This window comes from Fodinicola acaciae (assembly GCF_010993745.1).
Classification (GTDB): Bacteria; Actinomycetota; Actinomycetes; order Mycobacteriales; family HKI-0501; genus Fodinicola; species Fodinicola acaciae.
On sequence record NZ_WOTN01000002.1, the window covers coordinates 769337 to 794338 of the forward strand.

A 25002-nucleotide genomic window follows, 5' to 3' on the forward strand; every position below is an offset into this window, starting at 1 on the left:
GCCCGGGTTGCCCGTTGGCCGCAACAGGTCATTGCCGGCGGGACGGCCGGATGAAGTCTCGGCGAAGAGTCGGTGCCCGGGCCGGGCCCGGAGAGCGGACCGACGGCAGTGGCCGTACGGTGTGATTTGTCCGATTGTCCGTGCTGTCTGGAGCTTGCCGATGTCGTTGCGGATCGCTCACTTCACCGACACCTGGCTGCCGCGCCGCGACGGCGTCGTCACGAGTGTCCAGACCCTCGACCGGCAGCTGCGCGCGGCCGGCGAGCAGAGCCTGGTCGTCGTGCCGCGGCACCGGGACGCGGTCGCCGAGGTCGGCCAGTCGTTGCACACGCTGCGGTCGCTGCCGTGCGGAGTGGCCGGCCTGCGGCTCGCGACGCTGCCGGGACGGCGGCAGGCCGACGCGATCGGCGAGTGGTCGCCGGACGTGATCCACGCGCACACGGTCGGACCGGTTGGGCTGCTCGGCGTGTACGCGGCGAAGCGGCTCGGGTTGCCGTTGGTGCTGACCTACCACACCGATCTGCACGCGTACGCCGATGCTTATCGCGTGCCGACGCGCGCGTTGCAGGTCGCGGTCGCGGCCTACCGCCGGCGTCTGGGCGCTGGACCGCGGCCAGCCGCCGACTCGCGGCGGGCGCTCGTCGACGAAGGCCTGCGCATCCTTATGGAGCGCGCGGATGCCGTCGTGCTGCCAACGCGCGCGATCCTCGACCGCGTACGGCTGCCGGTGCCGGACGAGCGGCTGCACGTGCTGCCGACCGGAGTGGCCGGACGGTCCGTACGGTCGGCGGAGGTGGCGGCCTTTCGGCAGTGGCACGGCCTGTCCAGCCGCGACCGGCTGGTGCTGACGGTCGGCCGGGTGACCGCGGAGAAAGGCATCGACCTGCTGTTCCGGTCCTTCGGGCAGGTGCTGGCCACGCAGCCGCGCGCGCGGTTGCTGCTCGTCGGCAAGGTCTATGACCTGCCGGCGCTGGCCGAGCTGGTGCGGTCACACGGCCTCGGCCGGCGCGTCGTCTGCACCGGTGAGCTGCCGCCGGAGCGGGTCGCCGCCGCGTACGCCGCCGCCGTACAGTCCGGCGGAGCGCTGGCCTTCGCGTCGCAGACCGACACGCAGGGGCTCGTGCTGTCCGAGGCGGCACACGCCGGCCTGCCGTGCGCGATGGTCGACGCCGGCCTGCTGGCCGCTGGTCCGTTGGCCGGTGCGGCGTTGTGTACGCCGGCCGAGCCGGTGGCCTTCGGCGCGGCGATCGAGCGTCTGCTCGCTAACCCCGTGCTGGCGACCGCTCTGGCCGACCGCGCGCGTCGGGCCGTGCTGGCGCACACGCCACAGGCGTACGTGTCGTCGATGCTGTCGGTCTACGCCACTGCCTCCGGCCTCCGTACGCCCATCGCCGCCTGAAAGCCTGGAGGTGGCCCTGTTGCACGTGGGGAGTCCCCGCGGCCAGCCGGTCGGATACGGTGCACGTCGTGAGCACTGACATGGAGACCCTCGTCGTCGACCATCCGCTGGCCGCGGCTCGGTTGACCACGATGCGCGACGCGCGCACCGACTCGGCCACCTTCCGCGCGGCGCTGGACGAGCTGACCGTGATGCTGGTGTACGAGGCGACCCGCACGCTGCCGGTGGACCGCTATCAGATCCACACGCCGGTCGCGCGTACGAACGGCTATCGGCTGGCCAACCCGCCGCTGCTCGTACCGGTCCTGCGTGCCGGCCTCGGCATGGCGCGCGCCGCGCTCGGCCTGCTGCCGGAGGCGGCGATGGGGTTCGTCGGCCTGGCGCGAAACGAGGAGACGTTCCAGCCGCGTGCGTACATGGAGTCGCTGCCGGCCGACCTGACCGGCAAGCCGGTCTTCCTGCTCGACCCGATGGTCGCGACCGGCGGCTCGGTGGTGCACGCCGTACGCCTGCTGACCGACCGCGGCGCCGACGACGTGACGGTGATCTGCGCGCTGGCCGCTCCGGAGGCGCTGCACACGCTGGCCGACGCGAAGTTGCCGATCCGGCTGATCACCGCGAGCGTCGACGAGCGGCTCAACGACTCGGCATACATCGTGCCGGGTCTCGGCGACGCCGGCGACCGGCAGTTCGGCGCCGTATGAGAATCTTCGCCGCCGCCGCGATCGCGGCGGCGCTGTTGGCCGGATGTGCCGCGCCAGGACCAAAACACGTCGTCGTGCTGTCGGTCAGCGCGCAGGATCCGGACACCTCCGCGGATGTCACGTACGCGGTCGGCGCCGGCGCCGAGTCGCACCAGGAGTCCGATGTGGACACTCCGTGGACCGCCACCGTCGACGACACGTCGAAGGGCGTCGCCAAAATCGTACTGACCGCCGCGCTCGCGGCAAATCCCGACGCGGTCGTCGCCGGTACGGTTTTCACCTGCAAAGTGACTGTCGACGGCAAAGCCGTTGTTACCAGGTCTGGCAAGGACAAAGTCAGTTGCACGGTCGGCTAACATCTCGGTCGGGGTAGGCACGGACCGAGTGAGGAGCCAATGCGCAAACCGATCACCGCCGCCTGCCTTCTTGCCGCTTTGACGCTCGCCGGCTGCGGCGGCGGACCTGCGGGACCCGCTCCGGCGCAGTCGAGTGCGGCGGCCAAAAAACATACCGTCGTCCTGAGTTTGCGCGGATATCAGGCCGGCGACCACGCCGACCTCAACTACAGCGTGCTCGCCGGCGAGTCGCAGCAGGTCCACGACGCCGCGCTGCCGTGGACGCGTACGCTGCAAAGTCCGTTGGAAGCGCTCGATGATCCCGAGCTGACCGCGACCGGCGTCATCGCCGGCGGACACAATCCGCAGCTGGAATGCTCGATCAGCGTGGACGGCAAGGTCGTCGACAGCCACAACGCCGAAGGTGTGGTGTCGTGCAAGTACACGGTGCCCCTGGAGGGTGTGTCGCAGCCGGCTTCATAGTCCAAGAGCTGTCCCGATTTCGCCGCGCAGGCGCGTCATCGCGTCACCGGTGAGCTCGACGGTTTCCAGATATGCCTTGAGTTTCGGCTCGGTGCCCGATGGCCGGACGACGACGCGTACGCCGTCGGCGCGCAGCGTGACCACGTCGGCGTCCGGCAGCAGGTCGACGTTTCCGGTCACCGGCCGGCCGAGCAGGGCGGCCGGTGGATGGGCGCGCAGCCGTGCCATCGCGGCGGCGATCTCCGCGACATCCGTTACCCGTACGGAAAGCTGGTCGGTCTGGTGCCGGCCGTGCACGCGCGCCAGCTCGTCGAGGCGGTCCAGCAGCGTCGCGCCGGCGGCCTTCAACCGAGCCGCGAGGTCGGCGATCAGGATCGCCGCGGAAATGCCGTCCTTGTCGCGTACCAGGTCAGGCGCGACGCAATATCCCAGCGCTTCCTCGTATCCGTAGGCCAGCGGCTCGCCGGCGCGGACGATCCACTTGAAACCGGTCAGCGTCTCCGCGTACGGCTGGCCGGCCTTTTCCGCGATCGAGCGCAACATCTGCGACGAGACGATGGTGGTGGCGTACGTGCCGGTGCGGCCGAGCCGGATCAGGTGGTCGGCGAGCAGCACGCCGACCTCGTCGCCGCGCAGAATCCGCCAGGAGTCCGGATCCGACGCGGGACCGCGCGCCGGATCGGCCACCGCGACCGCGCATCGATCGGCGTCCGGATCGTTGGCGATCGCGATGTCGGCGCCGGTTTTCGCGGCCAGCGCGCGTACCAGATCCATCGCGCCGGGCTCCTCCGGATTGGGGAACGGCACGGTGGGGAAGTCGGGGTCGGGGTCGTGCTGCTCCGGCACCGAATCCGGCGGCCGGAAGCCGGCCTTTGCGAAGACCCGAGCCAAAGTCTCGGCGCCGACGCCGTGCATTGCCGTGTACGCGACGCGGAGGTCTTTTGGTGCGTCGGCGTCGACCAGCGCGGCGACGGCGTCCACATAGGACTCGACGAGCGACTCGTCGATGATTCTCCAACCGTGGCCGAGGCGTACGTCCGCGAGCGGGCCGACCGCGCGTATCGCGGCCTCGATGCCCCGGTCGACCGGCGGCACGATCTGTCCACCGCGTCCGTCCGCGCCGCCGAGATAGACCTTGTATCCGTTGTCCGCCGGTGGATTGTGGCTGGCGGTCACCATCACGCCGGCCGTCGCGTCCAGCGCTCGCACCGCGTACGCGAGCAGTGGTGTCGGCAGCAGTTTGGGCATCAGCAACGCTTCGCGGCCGCTGCCGGTCACCACGGCCGCGGTTTCCTCGGCGAAATCACGAGATCCGTGCCGCGCGTCGAAGCCGATCACCACCGGACCGGTGCGGCCAGCACTGTCCAAATAGGACGAAAGGCCGGCCGCGGCGGCGCGTACGACGGCGCGGTTCATGCCGTTGGGGCCGGCCCGCAGCACTCCGCGCAGGCCGGCCGTACCGAAGGCCAGGGGTTGCGCGAAACGGTCCTTGAGCTCGGCTGCGGTCCGCGGCAGGCCGTCGATCAGCGCCTGCAACTCGGCGCGCGTGGCCGGGTCGGGATCGTCGTCACGCCAGGCGGTCGCCGCTGCCGTCAGGTCGTCGTGCTGTGCCATGCTGCCATCGTGCCCGATGGCCTCAGGTGGCGATGATGGTGTCGGCGACCACAATGTCGAAGAGTGGTTGGTAGCGGCCGAAGTCGGCGTCCGGCGCCAGTGTGGCGAGCTGCCACGACTTGCCGTCCGAGGTCACCGCGCCGTAGAGCACGTTGTGCCGCTTGACGCCCTGGTCGAGCCAGGTGAACTCCCAGCGCGCACCGTTGTCCACCCCGGCGAAGCGCACCTTCTTGATGCTGACCAGCTGATAGCCGGACAGGTGGGAGCTGCTGCCGGTGTCGGCGCGCGCGTCGCTGCCGGCCTGGAACTCGTCGACCGCCGAGCCGCGTGCCTGGCCTGGCTGGGAGAACTGGACGCGGATCTTCTTGCTGTCCGGCTGGTCCGGCGGACCGTACGCGAACAGCTTCGGGTCGGTCGGTTTGCTGACCCAGCCGACCGGGACGGCGACCTTGAAGCCTCTGATGTCCTCCACCGTGACGGTCGCCGGTGGCGTACTGCTGGCGCTGCTGGTCGGGGTCTTCGGTGACGGAGTGCCGGTTGGGCCGGTGGAGCCGTGGCTGAGCGTCCAGACGACGGCCGTGCCTGCTCCGGCGGCTACGACGAGCGCCAGGACGATGACGACTATCGCGATCGGCCGGCGGCGTTTGGTCGGTCTCGGCGGCGGTGGTGGTGGCGCTGGCCGGACCGGTGGCGGCGGTGTGGCCGGTCGGCCGTACAAGGTGCCGGATCGCGGTGGCGTCGAGACCGTGGCGCGGCCGATCGGTGGGCTCATCGGCAGGACCTGCGTCTGGTGCACCTGCACGGTCGACGCTTCCGGTCCGGCCGGCGGTGGCGGCACCGGGATCGGGTCGGCCGGCGCCGGTGCGGTCGGCATGCTGGTCGCCGGCAGGGGTGCCGCGCCTTCGGCTGCCTGCTTGAGGGCTTTGAGCGCCGCGTCGGCGTCGAGGCGGCGGGTCTGGTCCTTGTCCAGGAGGCCGGCGAGCAGGGGTTGGAGGGGGCCGGCGAGGCGGAAGGGGTCCGGCGGCTCGTTGAGGATCGCGGCGAGCGTGGGCAGCGGGCCTTCGCGGTCGAACGGAGGCCGGCCTTCGACGGCCTGGTAGAGCGTGGCGCCGAGCGAGAACAGGTCGCTCGGCGGTCCGATGGTCTCTCCGCGTACGCGCTCCGGTGCGATGAACGGCGGTGAGCCGATCATCAGCCCGGTCGCGGTCAGCGAGGTCTTGTCCAGCTCGAAGGCGATACCGAAGTCGGTGAGGCTGACCGCTCCGTCGGCGCCGACGATGACGTTGGCCGGCTTGACGTCGCGGTGCAGCACGCCGGCCTTGTGCGCGGCGGTGAGCGCGCCGAGCAGCGCGATGCCGATCTCGGCCACCTGCGGCGCCGGCAGTGGACCGCCGTCCATCACCAGGTCGTCGAGGCTCCTGCCGTTGATCAGCTCCATGACGATCCAGGGGCTGTCGTCGACGGTGAGTACGTCGTACACGCTGACGATCGCCGGATGCCGCAGCCGCGCGCCGAGCCGGGCCTCCTTGAGCAGCCGGTCGGACATCTCCCTGCGTACCTCGGCCGCCATCGACGCCGGCAGCAGCAGCTCCTTGAGCGCCACCTCCCGATCCAGGATCCGGTCGCGCGCTCGCCACACCCGACCCATGCCGCCCTGACCGATCGCCGACACCACGGTGTAGCGATCAGCAATCACCCGGCTCTCGCCGGCCGGCGCCCCGACCACCCCGCCAGGTTAGGGCCCGACGCCACCACCCGTGAATCATCCAGCAGTCCACCACCCCACCCTTGCCCCAAAAGGCAACCGCCGACTACCCGCTACAGCGCGAAACTGTCGTACCCCCCTGCCAAATTTGGCCCCCACCCAGATCGGGTGGGGGGTGGGTTCGCGTGGAAACTTACCTAAGTTCGAAATTTGATCTTGAAACGTGCGTTGAGCGCTAAATGCCCTATTTGCGCAAATGTCAGATGCACGCAAGGCCCCCTTGCGTGCATCCAGCGCACGCATGGAGGCCATGCGTGCATGGCGCCATGTGTCAGGAGTGACTTCTGTGATCACAGTGGCCATTGAGTCACATGAGGCTAGCGACCAAGATCAACTTCTATGTATGTGAGTTTCCAACGCGAACCCACCCCCCGCCCGATCTGGGTGGGGGCCCAGATTGGCAGGGGGGTACGACAGTTTCTCGCCGTAGCGGGTAAGTCAGAGTTTGGCGACGATGGCGGCCAGGACGTCGCCCAGGGAGGTGGCGGCGGCTTTGCCGGCGGCGAGGACTTCCTCGTGGTTGGGGGGTTGGTCGCTCAGGCCGGCGGCGACGTTGGTGACCATCGACAGGCCGAGTACGTGCAGGCCGGCCGCGCGCGCGGCGATGGCTTCCAGGGCGGTCGACATGCCGACCAGGTCGGCGCCCACGGTGGCGAGCATGCGGATCTCGGCGGGCGTCTCGAAGTGCGGACCCGGCAGCGCGGCATAGACGCCCTCGACCAGGCTCGGGTCGATCTCTCGCGCCAGCGACCGCAGCCGTGGCGAGTACGCGTCGACCAGGTCGACGAAGTTGGCGCCGACCAGCGGCGAGCGTGCGGTCAGGTTGAGATGGTCGCTGATGAGGACGGGCTGGCCGACGTGGTAGCCGCGGTTGATGCCGCCGGCCGCGTTGGTCAGCAGGATCGTGTGACAGCCGGCCGCCGCCGCGGTGCGTACGCCGTGCACGACCGGCTCGACGCCGAGGCCCTCGTAGAGATGCGTACGACCGAGGAACACCAGCACGCGCTTGTCCGCCACCGTCACCGAGCGGATCTTGCCGACGTGGCCGAGCGCGGTCGGCGGCGCGAAGCCCGGCAGGTCGGTCAGCGGCACCTCTGCCTCGGCGGAGCCGATCCGGTCGGCGGCCGGAGCCCAGCCGGAGCCGAGTACGACGGCCACGTCGTGCCGGTCGGCACCGGTGGCGCGTACGAGTGCGGCGGCGCTGTCCGCCGCGAGCTGCGTGGGATTGGTGGTCACGGACGCCGAGGCTATAACAGACCCTAGGAGCCGAGCTTGAAGGTGGCGGCGACCTGGTCGAGCACCGGCCGCCGCGCGGCGAACTGGCTCTCCGGCGCGGACAGCGCCAGCTGATAGCTGCGGCCGTCCACCACGACGCCGCGATAGAGCGCGTGCCGCCGCTCCGCCTCGCCGTCGCGCTGGTAGGTCCATTCCCAGTCGACCGAGCTGAACGACCCCATCTGGGTGTTCTGGTAGCCGACCAGCTGATAGCCGGAAGTGCCGGCCACCCCGCGCTGCTGCCGCCGCGAGCCGGACTCCCAGACCTTCTTCTGCTCGGAGCTGCCGGCGTGTTCGGAGTAGACCTGGATCCACACCTTGCCGGTCGCGTCGTAGAACCGCACCGGGCTGTTGCCCTGCTGCTTCCAGCCGGCCGGCACCTTGACCTGGAAGCCGTCCTCGTCGGTGTAGAGCGTCAGCGGGATGGCCTGCGCGGACGCCTTTGGCTCCGGGTTGCCGCGGCTGAGGTTCATCCCGACGACGACGCCGGTGATGCCGATGACCAGCACGATCACCAGCGCCGCGACGCCGGCGAGTACGAGCGTGCGGCGGTTGCCGGGCTGTCGCGGCGACAGCGACGGCGCGGCCGGCGGCAGTGGGGGCGGCGGCCCGGACGGCGAGACCGGCGGGTGGTAGGTCACCTCGGTCGGCTGCTGCGGCGGCAGCTGGTATGCCGTCTGGCCCTGCGTCGTGTCGATGACCTGGTACGACCGCGGGTCGGCCACGCCGTACGAGAAACCCTGCTGAGGCGTGACCGGCAGCGCGGTCGTCGGCGACGGGGTCAGCTGCGGTTCCGGCGCCGGAGCCGCCGGCTCGGCGGCCGGCAGCGGCACCTGCATGGTCGCGTCCGGGGGTGTCTCTGATGGCGCGGTCTCGGCCAGCGGCGTCACGCCCGGCAGGACGGCCGGCACCGCCGGCACCTCGGTCGCGCTCGGCTGCGCGCCCGGCAGCGGCGACGGCGTGTGCTGCACGGTCTGCGCGACCAGCGCGGCACGCCGGGCCGCGTCGCTGTCGGTGTCGCTGTTCAGGCCGGTGCCGAGCACCGACAGCAGGCCCTTACGCGCCTGCGCGTGCGTGAACCGCTCGGTGGGGCTCTTGACCAGCAGGCCGGTCAGCACCGGCTCCAGCGGACCCGCCTGCGGCATCGGGTCGGGGTCCTCGCCGACCACCGCGGTCAGCGTCGGCAGCGGGTCGCCGCGATCGAACGGCGGCTTGCCCTGCACCGCCGCGTACAGCGTCGCGCCGAGCGAGAACAGGTCGCTGGCCGGCCCGAAGGCCTGGCCGCGTGCACGCTCCGGCGCGATGTACTGCGGCGAGCCGAGCAGCAGGCCGGTGCTGGTCAGCGACGAGTCGCCGGGCGCCGAGGCGACGCCGAAGTCGGTCAGGGTCGTACGGCCGTCCGGCGCGACCATCACGTTGCCTGGCTTGATGTCGCGGTGCAGCACGCCGGCGACGTGCGCCGCCTCCAACGCGCCGAGCACCGCCAGGCCGATGGCGGCGACCGTACGCGGCGGCAGCGGACCGTCCTCGCGGATGATGTCGGCGAGGCTGCGCGCCTCCAGCAGCTCCATCACGATCCACGGCCGGTTGTCGTCGTTGACCACGTCGAACACGCGGATCACCGACGGATGGTTCAGCGCGGCGGCCGCGCGCGCCTCGCGCAGCGTGCGCTCGCAGAGCATCTCGCGCTCGGCCTCCGGCAGGCCGGGCGGCAGCAGGACCTCCTTGACGGCGACGTCGCGGCGCAGCAGCTCGTCGCGAGCACGCCAAACGGTCCCCATGCCGCCGGCGCCGATCGTGGTACGCAGTACGTAGCGTCCACCGATGCGCCGCTCGCTCGTGGGGTTGCGGGTGTCCCGCTCGCCGGGGTGTGCGGTAGTCACTTCCATCCGTTCTACCCGATGCACCCTACCGTTAGCGAACCGGTCGGCGACCGCGAAACTCGGCCATAAAAGCCGCAAAACCGAAGATACACCGCAGTTGTCCGGCGTACTGCGCGGATTGCCGTAATTGACCGCATGAGTACGGTGTGCGGACAACGGGGAAAGGAAAGGCCGTGACTGGTCCGCCGACCCACCTGCGGCTGGTGGCCCGCCGGCGCGCGGTCGCGCCGCTGCAGAGTTTGGCTGCCGGGGCGGCGTTCTACGCGCTTCTGCAGGCGTATTCGGCCGACTACTCGACGATTGTCGGTCCGGTCGCGCTGATCGCGGCGGTCGTCCTGGTCGTGCTGGCGCTCGGGCTGGCGGGTTTCGCCGTGTTCCTGCCGAGGCCGGTGGTGACGGTGGAAAGTCGAGGCGTACGCGCGAAAGCGCCGTTCGCGGCGGAGCTGCGGATCGGCTGGGCCGGCGTCCACGGCTTCCGGGTCGTCCGTACGTTTTCCGGATCGCTGCTGGTTTTCGACATCTCGCCGGAATTCTGGTTCGTGCCAGGCGTGAAGCGGTGGGTCGGCCGTGGACCGTACGCCAACGCCATCACGATCGTGCCGGCCGGCATGGACGTGGCCACCGCCTTCGCGGCGACAGCGGAATTGGCGCCAGAGACGGTGGCGCGCGCGACGGCACCGGCTCCATCGGTGTGGACTCGCGCGCTATTCGCCGGACTTCTCGCGTTTGTGTGCGGACTGTTGTTCGCGGCGCAACCAGCGCTCGGCCTGTCGGTGCGCAAGCCGCCGGCCCAGCAACCTGCCGGCATCGCCGCCAATCCGTGTACGCGACTTTCCGCGCGTACGCTGCGCACCGCCGTCCCGGCCGCCGGAGGTGTCGTCAGCACCGGCAGACAGCAGCTCTCCGACTCGGTCAAGTGGACGTGCGGCGTGAGCTCGGAGAGCGAGCAGCCGTACGGCGAGCTGAACATCTCGGTCACCAGGCTCGGCTCGGCGTTCCAGCTCAGCGCCGAGCGGCGAGCCCAGGAGCAGTATGTGAACTATCGCAACAGCTATCTTGTCGACCTGACCAGCGACGGCCGGGCCATGGTGGTCACCGGTCTGGGCGATGAGGCGATCGGCATCGTACGCAACAGCTACGTCCATATTTTCGTGCGGCGTGGCGCCGATCTGGTCGACGTACGATACACCGCCTCGCCGTCCACTGTGGACAGGATGTTGGCCACCTCTGCCGCCATCGTCGGTGAAGTGTTGGCCGGGCTCCTGAGATAACGGGGAGGAAACCGGGTGGAGTGCGACTGGCCGGTCGCGGTTTTGGCGGACCGATGCGGCGGCTGCCCCACATCTTCCTCATTTTCGATGTGGCGCCACGGTTCTTGCCGATGCTGGCTATTCGTGGTGCGCCGGTGCGGAAGCCGGCCGCCATCGACGCCGGTCGAATCGGCCGAACGAAACGCTCGGGAGAAATACATCGAGGACGGCATTCGCGCCTTCGGTGCGACCGAGGTTGTCCGTACGGTCGCGGTCACGGGCATCGGCGACGAGGCCGTCGCCGCCGTGCGGGAAAACGGTCCGCGCACGTCGTCGTTCGCCGTGGGACCGACCTGGTGACCGTCGACTACAGCGCGGTCCCGTCCACCGCGGACGGCCGGCTCGCCGCCGCGGCCGGAATCGCTCGTGAGGTGCTGGGAGGTCTGCGATGATTCGCTGGCAGATCGTCGTCGCCGTCATCGCCGGTCTGCTGCCGGCGATCGTCCTGCTGGTTTTCGCGTGGAACGTGGGAAATCCCGATCCGTTGCCGACGCCGAGCCCGGTGTGGTCGACGTATCACGCGCCGGCACCAGGACCGGTGCCGGACCCGTTCGTGTCCGGAAAATGACCGCCGTGGCCACTGGGCGTCGACGCCGTGGCGCGTACGGTCCGGCCGGTCCGCCGGCGCGCGAAGACCCGGGAGACGGCTGGCCTCGTGCGGACATTTGGCCGATCTGCCGACCAGATCGCTGTGATGCCTGGCTCACTAACTGTCACGCACCTAGGCTTGTGTTCTCACAGACACCGGTGTGGCGCCCCGGCGCCGCGCTGGTGTCTGTAGAAATTCCAGCGCCTTGGAGGTCGCATGCGCATCGAGTTCAGCTCGTCACCGCGGGCCAGCCTCGGCGTGGAATGGGAGCTGGAGCTGGTCGACCTGGACACTCGGCAGCTGCGCTCCGGCGCCAGCGAGATCCTCGCCGAGATCCGGCCGGAGGGGGCCGACGACCACCCGAAGGCCAAGCACGAGCTGCTGGAGAGCACCGTCGAGGTGATCACCGGTGTGTGTACGACGGTGGCCGAGGCGCGCGCGGACCTGGCCGAGACCGTGTCGCAGGTGCAGGCCGCGGCGGCCAGCCGCAACCTCGGCGTGATGTGCTCGGGCACGCATCCGTTCACCGACTGGTCGACGCAGGACATCAGTCCGCACACGCGCTATCAGCGGCTCATCGAGTCGATGCAGTGGCTGGCGCGGCGGCTGCAGATCTTCGGCGTGCACGTCCATGTCGGCGTACGCGCGCCGGAGAAGGCCATCCCGATCGTCAACGCGCTGACCCAGTACATCCCGCACTTCCTGGCGCTGAGCGCGTCCAGCCCGTACTGGCTGGGCAAGGACACCGGCCTGGCCAGCGCGCGCAGCAAAGTCTTCGAGGGGCTGCCGACCGCCGGTCTGCCCTACCAGCTGTCCGGCTGGGACCAGTTCGAGGCGTACATGGAGACGCTGATCTCCACCCAGACCATCCAGACGATCCGCGAGGTCTGGTGGGACATCCGGCCGCATCCCAACTTCGGCACCGTCGAGCTGCGGATCTGCGACGGGCTGCCGACCTTCGACGAGATCGTCGGCGTGGCCGCGCTGTCCCAATGCCTGGTGGAGCGGCTGGATCGCGAGCTCGACCGCGGCTACACGCTGCCCCTGCCCAAGCGCTGGGTCGTCGAGGAGAACAAATGGCGTGCCGCGCGCCACGGGCTCGACGCGGAGATCATCGCCGACGAAAAGGGCACGGTCGTGCCGTTGCGGCAGGCGATCACCGACCTGCTTGAGGACCTCACGCCGGTGGCGCGCAGGCTCGACTGCGTCGCCGAACTGTCCACTGTGGACCGCATCCTGAAAGCCGGTGCGAGCTATCAGCGCCAGCGCGAGGTCGCCGCCAGGAACAACGGCGACCTGACCAAAGTCGTCGACGCGTTGCTCGGCGAAATGCGCGACGGCCTGCCGGCCTGACCCCGTCGTCCACAGCCCGGTGGACTATGCGCGCGTGGCATTTGCGACCGGAGTACGCTGGTTGGTCAAGGCCGTTGTGGCAGATTCACCCAACGGCTGGGGGGCCTCACCAGGGTCGGACCCACGTTTTCGTTGGGGTTGAGCGCGGCGACACCGCTCCCGGGGTCAGCGGGTCAAAAGGGGAGACGTGTGTCGTGAGCACATTCACAAGCAAGGGACGCGGTTTTTGTGACGACAACGCAGTCCGCCGGAAATAGCCGGTTGGTTTCGACAATGGCGTCGGATCAGGAGTTGCGTACGCAGCTGGACCGGTGGCTGGTCAGCCACGGTGCCGAGCTGGTGGCGCTGCGGCGGGACCTGCACGCGCATCCGGAGCTGTCCAAGCACGAGCTGCGCACCACCGCGACGGTCGCCGGCCTGCTGGAGGCGGCCGGCCTCAAGCCGCGGCTGCTGCCGACCGGCAACGGCATCATCTGCGACATCGCTGGCGATCCGGCCGGCCCGATGGTGGCGCTGCGCGCCGACATGGACGCGTTGCCCATTCCCGACGCCAAAGACGTGCCGTACAAGTCCACTGTGGACGGTGTGTGCCACGCGTGCGGCCACGATGTGCACACCAGCGTGGTGGTCGGCGCCGGCCTGGCGCTGGCCGAGCGTGGCGGACTGCCCGGCACCGTGCGCCTGGTGTTCCAGCCGGCCGAGGAGGTCTTCGACGGCGGCGCGCCGGAGATGATCGACGCCGGCGCGCTGGACGGCGTCTCGCGGATCTTCGCGGTGCACTGCGACCCGCGGATCGCCGCCGGCGAGGTCGGCGTACGGGTCGGTCCGCTGACCGCGTCGGCCGACTCGATCCGGGTCTCGCTGGCCGGTCCCGGCGGCCACACCGCCCGGCCGTATCTGACCGCCGACGTGGTCGAGGCGATCGGCCGGGTGATCACCGAGGTGCCGGCGCTGCTGGCACGCCGGACGGACCCGCGCTCCGGCGTGTCGCTGGTCTTCGGCGCCGTACACGCCGGCCAGGCCGCCAACACCATCCCGCAGGCCGCGTACGCGCTGGGGACGGTGCGGATCCTCGACCGCGAGGCGTGGGCCGGCGCTCCGGCGCTGATCAGCCAGCTGGTGCACGAGGTCGTGGCGCCCACGCGCGCCACCGCGGAGATCACGTACACGCGCGGCGTGCCGCCGGTCGTGAACGAGCCCGGCGCCACCGGCGTGCTGGCGGAGGCGGCTCGCGCCGGGCTCGGCGCCGACGCCGTGGTCGGCACGCCGCAGAGCATGGGTGGCGAGGACTTCTCCTGGTATCTGGAGCACGTCCCTGGCGCGATGGCCCGGCTCGGCGTCGGCCGTCCCGGCGAGCAGCTCGACCTGCACCAGGGGACGTTCGACGTGGACGAGCGCGCGATCGCGACGGGCGTACGGCTGCTGGCGCACACCGCCGTCGCCGCCCTGCGTACGTAAGTTCGCATGGCCACCATGCGTGCGCCCAACGCACGCATGGTGGCCATGCGAGCGGACCTCAAGTGGCCAACCCGATACGAGCCGTTCCTGATAACTCGACCGGTACATTCAGACATATGGGGCAAGGCCTTGATCGTCACGTTACGTAGTGTCTAGACTACTTAACGTGAACGAGAGTGCGGTAGTAGAACTCAGGGTGCACGGGGTGGCCGGCACGCCGCCGGACGAGCTGCTCGACCGGGCGCTGGTCATGCGGGTGGCCGGGGACAACCGCGCCGGCTTCTACCGGCCGGCGCTGGCCGACGAGAGCACCGACGACGCGCCCGGTGCCGTGCCCGGCTCCGGACCGCTGCTGGAGGGCTACAGCTGGGGCGGCCTCACCTCCGGCGCGGCCGCGCGCGCGTTCTGGCTGCTCCTGTTGCCGTTCACCATCGCCAATGTGGCGCCGCGGCTGCGGCCACCGGGACCGAGCCGGCTGCTGTGGTGGCTCTCGCGGATCTTCGCGCTCGGCCTGACCGCGCTGATGCTGCACACCGCGACCGGCATCGGCGCCGGCGAGATCGGCTGGCGCTGTGGCGTGCTGCCGGCCGGTGGATGTCCCGGCCTGCCGACCGTCGTCGACACGTTCGTACGCGCGGCGGCGCCCGGCGAGCGGCTGCTGATCGGCTCGGTCCTGCCGTTGCTGCTGCTGATCGTGCTGATGCTGCTCGGCCGGAGCACGGCCGGCCGGTACGAGCGCGCCCAGGCCGATCCACGCGCCGCGTACTCCGGCGACGACCCCGGTGGCGACCCGGACGTGCCGCCGCTGACCCATCCCGACCTCTGGCGCGGCGAGCACCTGGTGCGCCGCCTGCGCCGGCTGCACCTGCTGGTCGCCGCCGCGGTCTGCGTTTCGACCGTCGCTCTGCCCGCGTACGCCCGTGACAGCGGTGCGCTCGGCTGGTTGGGCGCGGCCATCCTCGTCGGTTGTGCGGTCGCCGTGGCCGGCGTGGCCGTGCTGCTGGCTTTTCCCGCGGTGACCAGCCGCCAGCCGACCACCGGCACGGCGGCCGGCCTCGCCGACCGCGCACACCAGCCGGCGTACGCACTCGCACTGCTGACGGTCGCCTACCTGCTGATCCCGCGGCCCGGCTGGCAGCCGGCCGGCGGCCTGCCCGGCTACAACGAGTTTTCCGTGCTGCTGTTCGGTTTTCTCGCGGTCGTCGCGCTGCTGTGCGCCGGCTCGGTCGCGCTGATGTGGCGATCGGCGAAGCTGCCGGACGGCCAGCCGAAGCCGGCGCTCGGCGGATACGGGTCGGTGTTCCTGACCGCCGCGGGCCTGCTGATCGGCGCGGGTTTCTCCGCCGGAGTCGCGATCTATTCCGGTGCGTTTCTGCACACTGGCAGCCTGCGACCCGGCTTCGACGACGTGCAGCGTGCCGTCGCCGCGCTGAACACCGCGCCGGCGGTGCGTACGGCGAGCCTCGCGTTTGCCCTGATGCTGGCCTGGCTGGCGGTCGTCGTGCTGGCCGGCGTCGCGGTGATCGCGTACCGGATGATCTGGCCGGCGAAATGGACCGGCGGCCGGCGGCTGCTCAACCAGCAGTATCCGGAGGTGCGCCGGACGGCCGCGCGCGACGAGCAGATCCTGCGCGCGTTCTGGCTCGGCCGGATCGCCGATGGGGCCGGCGGCTGGATCGTCGCGGTTTTGCTGCCATGGATGGCATTGGCCGCGGTGGCGACCGGTTTCGTACTGGCCGCACTGTTTTCCGTCGATGCCGCTCGGTTCTTGGCCGCACTGTTGGACAGCGCCGGCCCGCTGAGCACGCTCGGCGCGTACGGCACCGTCCTCGCGTTGCTGCTGTTGGTCGCCGTCGGCGCTGCCGCGTTCCGCGCTCGTAAGACTCGGCGCGTGGTCGGCGTGCTCTGGGATGTCGGCGCTTTTTGGCCCCGTGCGGCACATCCGCTGGCCGCGCCCTGCTATGCCGAGCGGACCGTGCCCGACCTGGTGCAGCGGCTGCGCTGGTACGCCGCCGGCGCGCCGGCCGGCAACCGGGTCGCCGAGGACAGTGTGCCGGTCGTCGTTTCCGGGCACAGCCAGGGCGGCGTCATCACCGCCGCGGTGGTGCTGCAGCTTGACCCGCCGGTCCGCGACCAGGTCGCCTTCCTGGCCGTCGGAACGGTTTTACGGCGGATCTACGCGCGCTATTTCCCGGCGTATTTCGACCTGCCCGCACTGGACGCGGTCGCCACCCGGCTGACCGGCGCGTCCGGGCGCCGGCTGCGCAGCCTGTGGCGTACGACCGACTACGTCGGCGGCGCGATCGGCACCGGACCGCGCGACACCGATCCACCGGCCCCGGCCGGCAGTCCACTCGCCGGCGCGGACCGGCAGCTGATCGACCCGCAATACGCGGCGCCGCCCGGCGATCCCGTGCCGCCGCCGGTCTACGCACACAACGACTATCCGGCGGATCCCATCTATCACAGCGAACTCGCCGATCTCGCACACCAACTGCCCAACCAGCCACCACGTCCAGAACGCCGCCTCCGGCTCATCCACTGACCGCTCAGGCGTACGTGCGGACCAGATCCAGGACGGCTTCGGCGTCTGGTCCTTCGGCGCGCAGGGCGACCTCGCTCGGCAGAGCGCGCCGGCCGGCGACGTTGCAGAGGTCCTCGGCGGTGCCGCGTACGACCGTGACGGCGTTGTCCGACGCGAAGGTCCACGGCTCGCCGGACGGACCGGTGAGCTCGAAGGTGACCGGACCGGTCAGCTCACGGCCGGCGCGGCCGAAGGCGTACGGAATGGTCCGCCAGGCCAGCCGCGCGATGTGCCAGAGCCGGTCGGTCGGTGCGAGCGGCTGGCCGATGGCGGCGGCGACGTCGCCGGTGTGGATCCAGCACTCGGAAATCCGCGTCGCGACGAGCGTACGCACGCTGAGCGTGCCGGCGACCCAGCTGAGCCGGCGCAGCGAGTCCGGGTCGATCGCCAGCAGCGCTTGCCGCAGCGCGACCGTCCCTGCTTGCCAGCGCTGGAAAATCTCCGCACCGGCCGGCCCGCGCTGGCGCGCGACCATCCGGTCGGCGGCGTCGTCCACGGAGCTGGCGGTGGAGTCGCCGAACATCTGCGCCGACACCTCGGCGAAGCGGTCGGCCGCGCTCGCGACCGCCAACTCGTCGGTCTGCGACAGGTGCAGGACAACGTCGGACACCGACCAGCCTTCGCAGCGCGTCGGCCGCGACCAGCCGGATTCGTCAAGCGGCGCAAGCAAAGTGGCGAGCTCGTCGTGCTGCGCCGCGAGCGCGCCGACGAGCGATCGCAGGTCGGACTTCATGCGGTCGGCCGGCTGCGCAGCTCGGTCACGTAGTCGTTGGGCGCGCCGCCGGCCTCGGCGGCCTCGGCGAGCAGGTTGAGATACTGCGGCGTCGGCAGGCCACCCTCGTACGACGGCAACACATACCACCAGGCCAGCTGCGAGCCCTCCAGCGTCTGTACGCGCACCTTCAGCTTCTGCTCCATGCCGGTCTCCGCCTTCTCCCAGGCGTCCAGCGTCGGCTCGTCGAGCGGGCTCACGTCGTACAACCCGACGAAGACCTGCGCGCCGGTGGCCTCCACGACCGTCGCGACCGCCGGGTCGCCGCCGAAGGTCAGCCGCCAGCCGGTGACCCAACCGGAGCCGGCCAGCGGCGACAGCGGGCAGCGCTCCAGCATGCGGGCCGGGTCGAGGTTCAGGCCGTAAGCGGCGTACAGCGGCATGCCGTCACCCTAACCGTTCGGCCCGGTCGGCCGGTCCGACCCGCCGGTCCGCCGGCGAGTGCGCGAGGATGGAAGCGGAAGCGGAACGAGCGAGGTGGGAGCCCGAGTGACCCGGATCGTGATCATCGGAGGGGGACCGGCCGGGTACGAGGCCGCGCTGGTGGCGGCGCAGTTGGGGGCCGAGGTCAGCATCGTGGAGGCGGACGCGATCGGCGGCGCCTGCGTGGTGGCCGACTGCGTGCCGAGCAAGACGTTCATCGCCTCCTCGGACGTGGCGACGACGCTGCGCGAAGGCGCGCCGCCGCTGGGCATCAAAGGCACGCTCGACGGGCGCGTCGAGGTCGACCTGGCGATGGTGCATGCGCGCGTACGCGACCTGGCGAAGGCGCAGTCGCGCGACATCGCCGGTGGCCTGGTGGCGCACGGCGTACAAGTGCTGTCCGGCACCGCGCGGCTGCGCACCGGCAACCCGCACCTCGTCGAGGTCGATGGCGGCGCGTCGTTGGAGGCCGACATCGTGCTGGTCGCCACCGGTGCGACGCCGCGCGTGGTGCCGGGCGCGGAGCCGGACGGCGAGCGGATCCTGACCTGGCGGCAGGTGTACGAGCTCAAGGAGCTGCCCGAGCACCTGGTGGTGATCGGCTCCGGCGTCACCGGCGCCGAGTTCGCGAGTGCGTACCTCGCCATGGGCGTGCCGGTCACGCTGGTCTCCAGCCGTGACCGGGTGATGCCGCACGAGGACCGCGACGCCGCCGAGCACATCGAGGAGGTGTTCGCGCGGCGCGGCATGTCGATCCTGTCCAACGCGCGCGCGGATGCGGTGCGCCGCACCGAAAACGGCGTACGCGTCGAGCTGCAGGACGGTCGCACGGTCGAGGCCAGCCACGCGCTGATGACCGTCGGCTCGGTGCCCAACACCGCGGGCCTGGCGGAGGCCGGTGTCGCGTTGGACGAGCGCGGTTTCGTTGCGGTGGACCGGGTTTCGCGTACGTCCGTGCGCGGCGTTTATGCGGCTGGTGACTGCACCGGCGTGCTGATGTTGGCGTCGGTGGCGGCGATGCAGGGCCGGATCGCGATGTGGCACGCGCTCGGCGAGGCCGTCCAGCCGCTGCGCCGGCAGACCGTCGCCGCCAACGTCTTCACCGACCCGGAGATCGCCTCGGTCGGCCTCGGCCAGTCGTCGGTGGAGGCCGGTACGGTGCCGGCGCGTACGGTCACGCTGCCGCTGGCCACCAACGCGCGGGCCAAGATGATGGGGCTGACCGACGGCTTCGTGAAGCTGTTCTGCCGGCCGGCATCCGGCCTGGTCATCGGTGGTGTGGTGGTGGCGCCGCGGGCGAGCGAGCTGATCCTGCCGATCGCGATGGCGGTGGAGAACCACCTGACCGTCAACCAGATCGCGCAGTCGTTCTCGATCTATCCGTCGCTGTCCGGGTCGATCACCGAGGCGGCGCGCCAGCTCATGCAGCCGGAGTTCGAGTGACCGAGGTGCCGCTGGTCGGTGGTTTCGTCAACGAGGTCGTACGCGTCGGCGACACGGTCCGGCGGGTGCCTGGTGAGCGGGCCGGCTTCGTACACCGGCTGCTGCGGCATTTCGAGGAACGCGGCTGGGAGGGCGCTGCGCGGCTGCTCGGCATCGACGAGCGCGGACGCGAGGTGTTGTCCTATGTGGACGGTCACGTCGCCTGGCGGTCGCCGACCGACGGGGTGGACGCGCTCGAGACGCTGGAGCAGGTCGCTCGGCTTGTACGCGAGTTTCACGACCTGACCGCCGGCACCGCGCTGGCCGGTGACCAGGAAGTGGTCTGTCATAACGATTTGTCGCCGCGGAACACGGTTTATCGCGGCCGTGTGCCGATCGTGTTCCTCGACTGGGACATCGCCGCGCCGGGGCAGCGTATCCACGACGTGGCGCATGTCTGCTGGCAGTATCTCGATCTCGGTCCGTCGGTGGCGGATGCCGGCGCGGCCGCGCGGCGCGTGCGCGCGATCTGTGACGCGTACGGCCTGGCCGACCGGAGCCGGCTGGTCGAGACGATCCTGTGGTGGCAGGACCGCTGTTGGCGCGGGATCGAGGCCAGCGCCGCCAACGGCAACGCGGCGATGATGCGGCTGCGCGACTCGGGCGCGGTGGCGTCCGTACGCGGTGCGTACGACTGGGTCAGCGCGCACCGGGCCGCGCTGGAGGCGGCGTTACCTTAGCCGCGCCGAAACTGTCGGTGCCTGCTGGAAGAATGAGATCAGGGGTGCTTCGTCCCCTTGGGGGAAAATGGCCCCCCGACATCAAGTCTTCCGGCAGGCACCGACAGTTTCGCGCCGTACGCGGTCACCAGCCGTGGCGGCGGGCCCGGCGTCGTTGGCGGCGGTCGCGGTCATCGCGGTCGTCGTCGTCCGGATACCAGATCTTGCCGGCGAAGGCCGACAGTCCGATCGGGATGAACATCAGCCACCACAGCGACCAGTGCGACACGACCGCGAGCGGGATCCACAGCATCCAACTGGCCGCCGAGATGCCGGTCACGATGCGTTTGGCCAGCTCGCCGCGCTCGACGCGAGCCACTGGCCGCTCCGGTCGCTTCGCCAGGTCGACGGCCGGCGCCGGCGTCTCGAGCGTCGGATGGGGTGCCGGCAGGTCCTTGAACAGCGCCAGCAGGTCGCCGCGGGTCGTCGCGCTGGTCGCCTCGGCGCTGCGCGTGCCGTACTCGTCCAGCGTGAGCCGTCCCGCGGACAGGTGCTCACCCAGCGCGGCGATGGCGGCCTCGCGTTCGGCGTCGCCGATCCGCAGCTCGTCAGTCATGAAACCGATGGTACGCAGCCGACCGGCCGGCATCCGGTACGAATGTCACGTCAGGACTTCTTCTTTTCCTCCGGCCACACCTGGCTGGCGAAGACGAAGAAGATCACCGGTACGAACACCAGCCACCACATGTTGCCGTGACCGGTGACCAGCAGCGCGAGCCAGCCGACGAAGCTGACCGCGCCGAGGCCGCGGACGATCCGCGGCGCCAGGTGGCCGGCCCGGCGAGCCGGCGCCGGTGTGTCCGTCGTCGGCGCCAACGGACCGGATTTCACGATTTCCCGGCCTTTACGCGGATCGGCCGCGGCCGGATGCGGTGCCGGCAGGTCCGCGAAAAGCGCCCGCAGTTGCTCGTTCGTACGCGCGGTGGTCGCTTTCGCGGTGCGCTCCCCGTATTCGTCCATGGTCAGCCGGCCGGCCGACAGGTGCTCACCGAGCGCACCGATGGCCGCTTCGCGCTCGGCGTCACCGATGCGAAGGCCGTGGTCGCGCGGCTCGCTCATCGCTGACCACGATACGGTCGAACGCGCCACCGTGACGGTGCTTTACGGTGTTGCGTGAAAGCTGATGGTTTGCCGTGCCATCAGTCGGCGATCTCGCAGATGACCGTGCCGCTTTGTACGGTGCTGCCCTGTTCGGCCGCGAGGCCACGTATGGTCCCGTCGCGGTGTGCGGTGACCGGGTTTTCCATTTTCATCGCTTCCAGCACGACGATGAGGTCGCCGGTCGAGACCTGGTCGCCGTCGCTGACCGCGACCTTCACGATGGTCCCCTGCATCGGCGCGGTCACCGCGTCGCCGCTCGCCGCCGCCGCGCCGCCACCTGACGACTTGCGCTTCGGCGCCTTTTTCGTCGCCACCCCGGCGGAAGCCGCCGCGAGGTTGCCAGGCAGCGAGACTTCGAGCCGCCTGCCACCGACCTCCACCACGACGGTCTGCCGCGGCTCGGCGTCGTCCTCGGCCGGTACGGCACCGGCGTACGGCGGGATCTGGTTGTCGAACTCGGTCTCGATCCACCGCGTGTGCACCGAAAACGGCTCGCTGGTGAAGGCGGGGTCGGCGACGATCGCTTGGTGGAACGGCAATGCCGTCGCCATGCCGTCGACGACGGTCTCGGCGAGCGCGCGCCGCGCGCGTTCCAGCGCCTGCCGGCGGTCGGCGCCGACGACGATCAGTTTTGCCAGCAGGGAGTCGAAATTGCCGCCGATCACGGTCGCCGTCTCGATGCCGCTGTCGACGCGTACGCCCGGCCCGGACGGCCACTGCACGGTCGTCACCGTGCCCGGCGCGGGCAGGAAGTTGCGGCCGGGATCCTCGCCGTTGATCCGGAACTCGATGGCGTGGCCGCGCGGCTCCGGGTCCTCGGTGATTCGCAGTTTTTCCCCGTCCGCGATGCGAAACTGCTCGCGTACCAGGTCGATGCCGGTGGTCTCCTCGCTGACCGGATGCTCGACCTGCAGCCGGGTGTTGACCTCCAGGAAGCTGATCGTGCCGTCCGCGCCGACCAGGAACTCGACCGTGCCGGCGCCGTGATAGCCGGCCGCCTTGCAGATCGCCTTGGCGGCGGAGTGGATCTCCGCGCGCTGCGCGTCGGAAAGAAACGGTGCCGGCGCTTCCTCGACGAGCTTTTGGTGCCGCCGCTGCAAAGAGCAGTCGCGTGTGCCGACGACGATCACGTTTCCGTGCGTGTCGGCCAAAACCTGCGCCTCGACATGCCGCGGCTTGTCCAGATAGCGTTCCACGAAGCACTCGCCACGGCCGAACGCGGCGGTCGCCTCGCGTACGGCCGAGTCGAACAGCTCCGGGATCTCCTCCTTGGTGCGCGCCACTTTCAGGCCCCGGCCGCCGCCGCCGAAGGCCGCCTTGATGGCGATCGGCAGGCCGTGTTCCTCGGCGAAGGCAAGCACCTCGTCGGCATCCGCGACCGGGTCTTTCGTGCCCGGCACGAGTGGAGCGCCGGCGCCGGTGGCGATGTGTCGCGCCTCGACCTTGTCGCCGAGCGCGCGGATCGCCTCCGGCGACGGACCGATCCAGGTCAGGGCGGCGTCGATCACCGCGGCGGCGAAGTCGGCGTTTTCCGACAGGAAGCCATAGCCGGGATGTACGGCGTCCGCGCCGGCCTTCGCCGCCACGTCGAGCAGCTTGTCGATGCGCAGGTAGGTCTCCGCCGCGGTGTCGCCGCCGAGCGCGAAGGCCTCGTCGGCGATCCGCACGTGCATCGCGTCGCGGTCGGAGTCGGCGTACACCGCGACACTGCCCAGACCGGCGTCGCGGCAGGCCCTGGCCACCCGTACGGCGATCTCGCCGCGATTCGCGATCAGCACCTTGTGCACCTTCGGCTCCTTCCGTTCGGTCGGAGTCTATGCGCGTACGGCTGAGTGCACCGTTTCGTGTGAGAAGGTGCGCAGTGACCTGTGTCTACTTGATAAGAGTCGCCAGCTCACGCCATTGCGCGCGTGGCAGTTCCTGACCCTCCGTGAGCACCTGGACGCAGACGTGGTCGGCGCCGGCCTGGTGGTGCTCGGCGATCCGCTTGGCGATCGTGTCCAGGTCGCCCCAGGCGATCGTGGCGTCCACCAGCCGGTCGCTGCCGCCGTCGGCCACGTCCTCCTCGGTGAAGCCGAGGCGCAGGAAGCTGTTGCGATAGTTGGACAGCTGCAGATAGAAGCCGAGCGTCTGACGGCCCAGTGCGCGCGCCGTCTCCGGGTTGGTGTCCAGGATGACCTTCTGCTCGGGAGCGAGCAGCGGACCGGCGCCGAGGATCTCGCGGGCCTGCGCGGTGTGCTCCGGCGTCGTGAAGTAGGGATGGGAGCCGCGGGTGCGGTCGCCGGCCAGCTTGGTGACCTTCGGGCCGAGCGCCGCGAGCGCCTGGTCCTCCTGTGGCACCTTCGCCGCGTCGACCTTGTCGAGGTAGTCGACCAGCGCGTCGTACGGCTTCTGGTATTCCTTCACCATCTCGCGGTGGCCGATGCCGATGCCGAGCAGCAGCCGGCCGGGATGCTTGGCGGCGACGCGGTGGTACGCGGCGGTGGTCACGTCCACCGGCTCGGTCCAGACGTTGATGATGCCGGTGGCCGCCACCAGGTTCTTCGTCGCGTCCAGGATCTGCTCCGGCACCTGCAGGTCGGCCTTGGCGGTGCCGAGCCAGAACGCGCCGTAGCCGAGCTCGTCCAGCTCGGCGACCGCCTCGTTGAGCGCACCGGGGTCCTCGCCGAGCGCGAACACCGACCGCCAAACCCCGATCCGACCCAGGTCGGCAACCATCGTCACGTACCTCCAGTTTTGTTCGTCACTCCCTCTCTCCCGATCCCAACTCCTGGCCCCACCGCGGTGTTCCCGGCCGGTCAGTTGGCCAGCAGCCGCACCTGTGTGCCGTCCGGATGCACTTTGGCGACATGCCAGAAAATCCTGCTCGGCCCACCGATCAGGCCGTTGTCGTCGAGGAAACTCCGCAGCTTCTCGAATCCTTCCGCGCGGATCTGCTTCAGGTGCGGGTTCTTCCTGGCCGCCCTACGAGCCTCGCGCACGTCCAAGCCGGCGCGTTCGTACATCTCCGGCCGCGCCAGCACGGTCTGCAGCAACACCGCGCCGACGGCCGCGACGATCCGGGAGAACTCGCGTCCCCACCAGGTCGTGGTCGTCATCCGGCGTACGGTGTCCTCGCGCGCATAGCGGATGTGCCGCGCCTCCTCGATGACGTGAATGCTCATCACCTGGCGTACCAGCGGCTGCAGCTCCTCGTCGTGCATCGTCGCGCGCTGGATCGCGTCGAAGATCTCCTCGCCGATCAGCGCGGCGACCCACACCGACGGTCCACGCAGCGTGAACGGCAGGATGCGGCCGAGGTTGTGCAGCACGAACCCCTGCCTGTATGGCTTCTCGCCGAGCCGGTCGATCAGCTTGCCGAACATCGTCATGTGCCGGCACTCGTCGGCCAGCTCGGTCAGCGCGTAATGCACGTGCTGGCGGGTCGGATCCAGCTCGTATGTCATGCGCAGCAACAGCTGGTTGAGGATGTTCTCGAACCAGATGCCGACGCTGATCGCGTTGACCGTCTGCTGGCGGGACAGCTCGACGCGCTGCTCGTGCGTCATCCGGTCCCACATCGGCGTGCCGTAGAGGCTCAACGTCTTTGGTGGCGCGAAAAACTTGCCTTCGACCAGCGGCGCGTCCCAGTCGATGTCGACGTCCGGGTCGTACGAGCGCCGGACCGAGCCGGTGAGCAGGCGCTGCGCGGTGGTTTCCCGATCTGCGACCATACGCCTCAGTGAAACGCATGTAACAAAGACAGTCAAGTTG

23 protein-coding genes are annotated in these 25002 nt (G+C 70.3%); 12 read left to right on the forward strand and 11 right to left on the reverse strand.

Annotated elements, in window-relative coordinates:
* Positions 1–160: 160 nt before the first annotated feature.
* From GNX95_RS19025 to GNX95_RS19040, 4 genes are all read left to right on the forward strand, one after another.
* A complete protein-coding gene (locus GNX95_RS19025) occupies positions 161–1399 on the forward strand; it encodes a glycosyltransferase (protein WP_163508749.1) in 1239 nt (412 codons plus the stop codon).
* 80 nt (positions 1400–1479) lie between these two features.
* Positions 1480–2103: a uracil phosphoribosyltransferase gene (gene upp, locus GNX95_RS19030; protein WP_163510110.1), complete on the forward strand. Its 624-nt coding sequence runs from the start codon at positions 1480–1482 to the stop codon at positions 2101–2103.
* A complete protein-coding gene (locus GNX95_RS19035) occupies positions 2100–2459 on the forward strand; it encodes an immunoglobulin domain-containing protein (protein ID WP_163508750.1) in 360 nt (119 codons plus the stop codon). The genes upp and GNX95_RS19035 overlap by 4 nt, the downstream gene beginning before the upstream one ends.
* 39 nt (positions 2460–2498) lie before the next feature.
* Entirely contained in the window at positions 2499–2921 is a 423-nt protein-coding gene (locus GNX95_RS19040) for an MmpS family transport accessory protein (protein WP_163508751.1), read from the forward strand.
* On the opposite strand, the gene GNX95_RS19045 is transcribed toward GNX95_RS19040, so the two are convergent.
* From GNX95_RS19045 to GNX95_RS43240, 4 genes are all read right to left on the reverse strand, one after another.
* Positions 2916–4535 (reverse strand): phospho-sugar mutase, encoded by a 1620-nt coding sequence (locus GNX95_RS19045; RefSeq protein WP_163508752.1) that lies wholly within the window; start codon positions 4533–4535, stop codon positions 2916–2918. The two genes, GNX95_RS19040 and GNX95_RS19045, sit on opposite strands and share 6 nt — an antisense overlap.
* Positions 4536–4557: 22 nt before the next feature.
* A complete protein-coding gene (locus GNX95_RS19050) occupies positions 4558–6261 on the reverse strand; it encodes a serine/threonine-protein kinase (RefSeq protein ID WP_163508753.1) in 1704 nt (567 codons plus the stop codon).
* A 477-nt stretch (positions 6262–6738) separates the two neighbouring features.
* A complete protein-coding gene (locus GNX95_RS19055; protein ID WP_246281673.1) occupies positions 6739–7536 on the reverse strand; it encodes a purine-nucleoside phosphorylase in 798 nt (265 codons plus the stop codon).
* A 23-nt stretch (positions 7537–7559) separates the two neighbouring features.
* Positions 7560–9464 (reverse strand): serine/threonine-protein kinase, encoded by a 1905-nt coding sequence (locus GNX95_RS43240; protein ID WP_163508755.1) that lies wholly within the window; start codon positions 9462–9464, stop codon positions 7560–7562.
* 167 nt (positions 9465–9631) lie between these two features.
* Here GNX95_RS43240 and GNX95_RS19065 point away from each other — a divergent pair, with 167 nt between their 5' ends.
* From GNX95_RS19065 to GNX95_RS19090, 6 genes are all read left to right on the forward strand, one after another.
* Positions 9632–10729 (forward strand): hypothetical protein, encoded by a 1098-nt coding sequence (locus GNX95_RS19065; protein ID WP_163508756.1) that lies wholly within the window; start codon positions 9632–9634, stop codon positions 10727–10729.
* Positions 10730–10852: 123 nt separating this feature from the next.
* The gene (locus tag GNX95_RS19070) at positions 10853–11068 is read left to right on the forward strand and encodes a hypothetical protein (RefSeq protein WP_163508757.1); all 216 of its coding nucleotides are present in this window, start codon (positions 10853–10855) and stop codon (positions 11066–11068) included.
* Between the two features lie 88 nt (positions 11069–11156).
* Positions 11157–11336 (forward strand): hypothetical protein, encoded by a 180-nt coding sequence (locus tag GNX95_RS19075; protein WP_163508758.1) that lies wholly within the window; start codon positions 11157–11159, stop codon positions 11334–11336.
* Positions 11337–11573: 237 nt separating this feature from the next.
* A complete protein-coding gene (locus GNX95_RS19080; RefSeq protein WP_163508759.1) occupies positions 11574–12710 on the forward strand; it encodes a glutamate--cysteine ligase in 1137 nt (378 codons plus the stop codon).
* A 291-nt stretch (positions 12711–13001) separates the two neighbouring features.
* A complete protein-coding gene (locus tag GNX95_RS19085) occupies positions 13002–14168 on the forward strand; it encodes an amidohydrolase (protein WP_222853914.1) in 1167 nt (388 codons plus the stop codon).
* A gap of 166 nt (positions 14169–14334) precedes the next feature.
* A complete protein-coding gene (locus GNX95_RS19090) occupies positions 14335–16713 on the forward strand; it encodes a hypothetical protein (protein WP_163508761.1) in 2379 nt (792 codons plus the stop codon).
* 4 nt (positions 16714–16717) lie between these two features.
* Here GNX95_RS19090 and GNX95_RS19095 read toward each other — a convergent pair whose 3' ends face one another.
* Positions 16718–17485 (reverse strand): maleylpyruvate isomerase family mycothiol-dependent enzyme, encoded by a 768-nt coding sequence (locus tag GNX95_RS19095; protein ID WP_163508762.1) that lies wholly within the window; start codon positions 17483–17485, stop codon positions 16718–16720.
* Complete coding sequence (locus GNX95_RS19100; protein WP_163508763.1) at positions 17482–17907, reverse strand: gamma-glutamylcyclotransferase family protein; 426 nt, start codon at positions 17905–17907, stop codon at positions 17482–17484. The genes GNX95_RS19095 and GNX95_RS19100 overlap by 4 nt, the downstream gene beginning before the upstream one ends.
* A gap of 106 nt (positions 17908–18013) precedes the next feature.
* Between GNX95_RS19100 and GNX95_RS19105 the strand changes: the two genes are divergently transcribed.
* Together GNX95_RS19105 and GNX95_RS19110 are read left to right on the forward strand one after the other, a co-directional pair.
* Positions 18014–19390: an NAD(P)H-quinone dehydrogenase gene (locus GNX95_RS19105; RefSeq protein WP_163508764.1), complete on the forward strand. Its 1377-nt coding sequence runs from the start codon at positions 18014–18016 to the stop codon at positions 19388–19390.
* Complete coding sequence (locus GNX95_RS19110) at positions 19387–20109, forward strand: phosphotransferase (protein ID WP_163508765.1); 723 nt, start codon at positions 19387–19389, stop codon at positions 20107–20109. Before GNX95_RS19105 ends, GNX95_RS19110 begins: the two co-directional genes overlap by 4 nt.
* Positions 20110–20233: 124 nt before the next feature.
* Here GNX95_RS19110 and GNX95_RS19115 read toward each other — a convergent pair whose 3' ends face one another.
* The 5 genes from GNX95_RS19115 to GNX95_RS19135 form a co-directional block, all read right to left on the reverse strand.
* A complete protein-coding gene (locus GNX95_RS19115; protein ID WP_163508766.1) occupies positions 20234–20704 on the reverse strand; it encodes a DUF1707 SHOCT-like domain-containing protein in 471 nt (156 codons plus the stop codon).
* Positions 20705–20754: 50 nt separating this feature from the next.
* The gene (locus GNX95_RS42560) at positions 20755–21207 is read right to left on the reverse strand and encodes a DUF1707 SHOCT-like domain-containing protein (protein ID WP_222853750.1); all 453 of its coding nucleotides are present in this window, start codon (positions 21205–21207) and stop codon (positions 20755–20757) included.
* Between the two features lie 80 nt (positions 21208–21287).
* The gene (locus GNX95_RS19125) at positions 21288–23036 is read right to left on the reverse strand and encodes an acetyl/propionyl/methylcrotonyl-CoA carboxylase subunit alpha (RefSeq protein ID WP_163508767.1); all 1749 of its coding nucleotides are present in this window, start codon (positions 23034–23036) and stop codon (positions 21288–21290) included.
* Positions 23037–23121: 85 nt separating this feature from the next.
* Positions 23122–23967 (reverse strand): LLM class F420-dependent oxidoreductase, encoded by an 846-nt coding sequence (locus GNX95_RS19130; protein WP_163508768.1) that lies wholly within the window; start codon positions 23965–23967, stop codon positions 23122–23124.
* Positions 23968–24047: 80 nt separating this feature from the next.
* Positions 24048–24962, reverse strand: a complete 915-nt coding sequence (locus tag GNX95_RS19135) for an AurF N-oxygenase family protein (protein ID WP_163508769.1) — start codon at positions 24960–24962, stop codon at positions 24048–24050.
* Positions 24963–25002: the final 40 nt, after the last annotated feature.

Bases quoted from the DNA above. Each gene is read 5' to 3' on its own strand.
- GNX95_RS19035 (WP_163508750.1), top strand. From the start codon at position 2,100: ATGAGAATCTTCGCCGCCGCCGCGATCGCGGCGGCGCTGTTGGCCGGA.
- upp (WP_163510110.1), top strand. From the start codon at position 1,480: ATGGAGACCCTCGTCGTCGACCATCCGCTGGCCGCGGCTCGGTTGACC.
- GNX95_RS19130 (WP_163508768.1), bottom strand. From the start codon at position 23,967: ATGGTTGCCGACCTGGGTCGGATCGGGGTTTGGCGGTCGGTGTTCGCG.
- GNX95_RS19115 (WP_163508766.1), bottom strand. From the start codon at position 20,704: ATGACTGACGAGCTGCGGATCGGCGACGCCGAACGCGAGGCCGCCATC.
- GNX95_RS19025 (WP_163508749.1), top strand. From the start codon at position 161: ATGTCGTTGCGGATCGCTCACTTCACCGACACCTGGCTGCCGCGCCGC.
- GNX95_RS42560 (WP_222853750.1), bottom strand. From the start codon at position 21,207: ATGAGCGAGCCGCGCGACCACGGCCTTCGCATCGGTGACGCCGAGCGC.
- GNX95_RS19135 (WP_163508769.1), bottom strand. From the start codon at position 24,962: ATGGTCGCAGATCGGGAAACCACCGCGCAGCGCCTGCTCACCGGCTCG.
- GNX95_RS19080 (WP_163508759.1), top strand. From the start codon at position 11,574: ATGCGCATCGAGTTCAGCTCGTCACCGCGGGCCAGCCTCGGCGTGGAA.
- GNX95_RS19040 (WP_163508751.1), top strand. From the start codon at position 2,499: ATGCGCAAACCGATCACCGCCGCCTGCCTTCTTGCCGCTTTGACGCTC.
- GNX95_RS19095 (WP_163508762.1), bottom strand. From the start codon at position 17,485: ATGAAGTCCGACCTGCGATCGCTCGTCGGCGCGCTCGCGGCGCAGCAC.
- GNX95_RS19075 (WP_163508758.1), top strand. From the start codon at position 11,157: ATGATTCGCTGGCAGATCGTCGTCGCCGTCATCGCCGGTCTGCTGCCG.
- GNX95_RS19045 (WP_163508752.1), bottom strand. From the start codon at position 4,535: ATGGCACAGCACGACGACCTGACGGCAGCGGCGACCGCCTGGCGTGAC.
- GNX95_RS43240 (WP_163508755.1), bottom strand. From the start codon at position 9,464: ATGGAAGTGACTACCGCACACCCCGGCGAGCGGGACACCCGCAACCCC.
- GNX95_RS19100 (WP_163508763.1), bottom strand. From the start codon at position 17,907: ATGCCGCTGTACGCCGCTTACGGCCTGAACCTCGACCCGGCCCGCATG.